General features: G+C 76.7%; 6 protein-coding genes and 1 pseudogene. 2 read left to right on the top strand and 5 right to left on the bottom strand.

The window, feature by feature from the left end:
• A partial coding sequence (gene ccsB, locus ABEB16_RS20280; protein ID WP_345714004.1) for a c-type cytochrome biogenesis protein CcsB occupies positions 1–773 on the top strand: 773 nt, incomplete at its 5' end.
• A gap of 3 nt (positions 774–776) precedes the next feature.
• Complete coding sequence (locus tag ABEB16_RS20285; RefSeq protein WP_345714005.1) at positions 777–1,079, top strand: DUF4229 domain-containing protein; 303 nt, start codon at positions 777–779, stop codon at positions 1,077–1,079.
• A gap of 33 nt (positions 1,080–1,112) precedes the next feature.
• On the opposite strand, the gene ABEB16_RS20290 is transcribed toward ABEB16_RS20285, so the two are convergent.
• The 5 genes and pseudogenes from ABEB16_RS20290 to rph all read right to left on the bottom strand — a co-directional run bounded on the left by ABEB16_RS20290 (position 1,113) and on the right by rph (position 3,926).
• A complete protein-coding gene (locus ABEB16_RS20290) occupies positions 1,113–1,397 on the bottom strand; it encodes a hypothetical protein (RefSeq protein WP_345714006.1) in 285 nt (94 codons plus the stop codon).
• Between the two features lie 52 nt (positions 1,398–1,449).
• Entirely contained in the window at positions 1,450–2,289 is an 840-nt protein-coding gene (locus ABEB16_RS20295; protein ID WP_425560271.1) for a 1,4-dihydroxy-2-naphthoate polyprenyltransferase, read from the bottom strand.
• Positions 2,171–2,485, bottom strand: a pseudogene (locus ABEB16_RS20300) (type I phosphomannose isomerase catalytic subunit); the annotation flags it as partial. The gene ABEB16_RS20295 and the pseudogene ABEB16_RS20300, both read right to left, overlap by 119 nt.
• Before the next feature lie 50 nt (positions 2,486–2,535).
• On the bottom strand, positions 2,536–3,171 hold the full coding sequence (locus ABEB16_RS20305; protein WP_345714008.1) for a non-canonical purine NTP pyrophosphatase: 636 nt from the start codon (positions 3,169–3,171) through the stop codon (positions 2,536–2,538).
• Positions 3,168–3,926, bottom strand: a complete 759-nt coding sequence (rph, locus tag ABEB16_RS20310; RefSeq protein WP_345714009.1) for a ribonuclease PH — start codon at positions 3,924–3,926, stop codon at positions 3,168–3,170. The genes ABEB16_RS20305 and rph overlap by 4 nt, the downstream gene beginning before the upstream one ends.
• Positions 3,927–4,091 lie beyond the last annotated feature (165 nt).

The following is a 4,091-nucleotide window of genomic DNA, read 5'->3' on the forward strand; positions in this document are numbered from 1 at the left end:
GCTGGTCCAGCGCCTACCGGACCACCGGCCTGGCCCAGGCCGTCCTGGCGTTCGTGCTGACCCGCGGGTTCTCGGTGCAGCGGGTGCCGTGGGGCAACATGTTCGAGTTCGCGGTGACCGGCGCCGTCGTCGTCACCGGCGTCTTCCTCGGGGCGCTGTGGCAGGCCCGCCGCTCCGGGCTCGGCGGCGGCCGCGACCTGCGCTACCTCGGCACCTTCGTCGTCGGCCCCGTGCTGCTCACCCTCGGCCTGGCCCTGCGCACCTTCTACGTCGAGGCCGCCGAGCTCGTGCCGGCGCTGGACAGCTACTGGCTCGTCATCCACGTGGCCGTGGCGTTCCTGGCCAGCGCGCTGTTCACCGTGGGTTTCTCCACGACGGTGCTGCAGCTGGTGCAGGACTCCCGGGAGCGCCGCCGCGCCGCGGGCAGGGCCTCGGGCGCCTCCTTCATGGACGCGCTGCCGACGACCCAGGAGCTGGAGCGGACCTCCGCGCGGCTGCACGCCGTGGCGTTCGTGCTGTGGACCTTCACCCTCATCGCGGGCGCCATCTGGGCGCAGAAGGCGTGGACGCGGTACTGGAACTGGGACGCCAAGGAGGTGTGGTCGTTCGTCATCTGGGTCGTCTACGCCGCCTACCTGCACGCCCGCGCCACCCGCGGCTGGGACGGCCGCCGCGCCGCCTACCTGTCCACCGTGGGCTTCGCCTGCCTGGTGGCGAACTTCACCCTCGTCAACCTCGTGTTCAACGGGCTGCACTCCTACGCGGGGGTCTGAGCGATGGGTCCGTACCTGAAGTACACGGTGCTGCGCCTCGGGGTGTTCGTGCTGTGCCTGGTGGTGCTCACCTGGGCGGGCGCCCGCGGGCTGCTGGCCATCGGCCTGGCGGCCCTGGTCTCGGTGCTGCTGTCGCTGCTGCTGCTGCGCCGGCAGCGGGAGGAGATGGCGCTGGCGCTGCAGCGGCGGGTGGACCGCCGGGTGGCGCAGGGGCCGCGGCCGACGAGCTTCGGGCGGCGCGCCGACGCCGACAACGACGCCGAGGACGCCGCCGACGACCAGCGGCGGGGCCCGGCGCCGCGCTGAGCCGCGCACCGGGCCGTGCCCGGCGCGCGGCGCTCAGAGCGCGGTGCGCTGGCGGAGCGCGTCGAGCAGCTCCGGCCGCTCCTCGCCCAGGGCACGCAGGTCGATGACGGCCGGCAGCTCCCCGTCCTCCCCGGCGGCGCGCAGCATGGTCTCCAGCGCCCGGCGCACCAGGAGCGGCTCCTCCGTCCGCCCCAGGCCCAGCTCGGCGAGCAGCTCCTCGTCGCACAGGACGGTGTGCTCGCGGGCGGTGCCGTCCGCCGTCGTGGTGGTCGCCAGGTAGCGGTGGCTGCCGTCGGCCTGCAGGTCCAGCTCGGTCATGCGCGCAGGGTAGGTGCGGCCGGGGCGCGGCGCCCGCGGGGCGCGCCGCGGCCTACAGCGCCAGCCCGATCCCGAGCAGCGCCCCCACGGCCAGCTCCAGCAGCCCCGCGTCGCGCAGCACCGGCACCAGGTCCCGGCCCCCCGCCCCGGACAGCACCGTGCGCACCGGCCGCACCGCCAGCGCCAGCGCGGGCAGCACCAGCAGCACCCCCGGGTGCTGCGCCACCGGTGCCAGCGCCGCCGCGAAACCCACCGCCACGAGCCCGGCGAACAACCCCCGGGTGCGCCGCGCCCCCAGCCGGACGGCGAGGGTGCGCTTGCCCGCGACGGCGTCGGTGGGCACGTCGCGCAGGTTGTTGGCGACGAGGATCGCGCAGGCCAGCGCCCCGATCGCGACGGCCGCCGCGGGGGCGGGCCAGCCGGCGCGGCCGGTCTGGACGTAGGCGGTGCCCAGCACGGCGACCAGCCCGAAGAAGACGAAGACGAACACCTCGCCGAGGCCCGCGTAGCCGTACGGGTGCTTGCCGCCGGTGTAGTACCAGGCCGCGACGATGCTGAGGGCGCCGACCGCCAGCAGCCACCACGCCCCGCTCAGCGCGACGAGCGCCAGGCCCGCCGCGGCGGCCACCCCGAAGCAGGCGAAGGCTGCGTCGCGCACCAGCCGCGGCTCGGCGGTGCCGGAGCCCACGAGGCGGAAGGGCCCGACCCGGTCGGCGTCGGTGCCGCGGATGCCGTCGGAGGACGCGCGGGGGGTGCCGCGCGTCCTCCGCGGCGAAGCCCTCCCGCGCCTGCTGCGGCGTCGGGTGCACCTGCACCGACAGCGGTCTGCCCGCGGCCAGCACCTTGGTGAGGAACGGCAGGCGGGGGCCGAAGCGGGCCACGTCGGCGGCACCCAGCGCCGCGTCCGGGTCGGCGGCGACGACCTCGGCGAGGGTGCGGCCGTCCTCGGTGGGCGTGGGCCAGCCGGGGTGCGCGCCGATCCACAGCTCCGCCTCCGGGCCCCCTTCGGGGTCGCGCCCCAGGAAGCGGGAGATGGCGCCCTCGGCACCCCAGTCGTAGGGGCGCACGGCGGCTCGCAGGCGCAGCATGGCGGCAGGCTAACCGCAGCCGGACTCCCGCGAGGCTCGGCTGTACCGGTTCAGCCCAGCGCCTGCACCACCACGGGGGCCAGCGCCCGGAACGCCCGGCCGCGGTGGCTGATCGCGTTCTTCTCCCCGGCGCTGAGCTCCGCGCAGCTGCGCCCGCGCCCACCCGGGCCGCGCTCGGCGTCCGGCACCAGGACCGGGTCGTAGCCGAACCCCCCACCGCCGCTGGGCGCCGCGGCCAGCACGCCGCGCAGCTCCCCCAGCTCCACGTGCTCGGAGCCGTCCGGCAGCACGAGGGCCGCGGCGCACGCGAAGCGCGCCCCGCGGTGCTGCGCGGGGACGTCGGCCAGCTGCGCCAGCAGCAGCCGCATGTTCTCCGCGTCGTCGCCGTGCCGGCCGCACCAGCGCGCCGAGAAGATCCCCGGCGCACCGCCCAGGACGTCGACGCAGATGCCGGAGTCGTCGGCGACCGCGGGCAGCCCCGTGCCCGCCGCCACCGCCCGCGCCTTGAGCAGCGCGTTCTCCGCGAACGTCACCCCCGACTCCACGACGTCGCCGACGGCGCGCTCGGGATCGGCGTCGAAGGCGTCCACCCCGACCACCTCCACCCCCGGCAGGTGCTCGCCGAGGATGGCGCGCAGCTCGCCCACCTTGTGCGCGTTGCGGGTGGCCAGCACCAGGCGGCTCACGCTCCCGCCCCCGCCAGCGCGTCCTGCTGGATCCCGGCGAGCCGGGCGCAGCCGCCCGCGGCCAGGTCCAGCATCGCGTCGAGCTCGGCGCGGTCGAACGGCACGGCCTCGGCGGTGCCCTGCACCTCCACGAAGCGCCCGTCGCCGGTCATCACCACGTTCATGTCGGTGTGCGCGGCGACGTCCTCGGTGTAGCGCAGGTCCAGGACGGGGCGGGCGTCGACGACGCCCACGCTCACCGCGCTCACCGAACCCGTCAGCGGCTGCTTCGACGCGCGGACCAGCCCCCTGCCCTTGGCCCAGGCCACGGCGTCCGCGAGCGCCACGTAGGCGCCGGTGATCGCGGCGGTGCGGGTGCCGCCGTCGGCCTGCAGCACGTCGCAGTCCAGGACGACGGTGTTCTCCCCCAGCGCCGCGGTGTCCACCACGGCCCGCAGGCTGCGGCCGATGAGCCGGGAGATCTCGTGGGTGCGCCCGCCGATGCGGCCCTTGACCGACTCCCGCTCGCCGCGGGTGTTCGTCGCGCGCGGCAGCATCGCGTACTCCGCCGTCACCCAGCCGTTGCCGGAGCCCTTGCGCCAGCGGGGCACGCCCTCGGTGAAGGAGGCCGCGCACAGCACCTTCGTGCTGCCGAACTCCACCAGGACGCTGCCCTCGGCGTGCTCCAGCCAGTTGCGGGTGATGCGCACGGGGCGCAGCTCGTCGGGTGCGCGGCCGTCGACGCGCGCGGGGCCGGGGGTGCTCGTGGTGCTCACCGCCCCAGCCTCGCAGAGGGGGCCGACGGGCCGCGGGGCGGCCGCGCGCGTCAGACCTCGTAGCGGCCGTCGGGCACGACGACCTCGGCCGGCCCGCCGAAGGCGCCCCGGGCCGCCGCCAGCGCCACCGCGGCCTCCACGTAGGGCGGCAGGTGCGTCAGCAGC

Origin of the sequence: Kineococcus glutinatus (assembly GCF_039542765.1) — a bacterium.
Lineage (GTDB): Bacteria > Actinomycetota > Actinomycetes > Actinomycetales > Kineococcaceae > Kineococcus_A > Kineococcus_A glutinatus.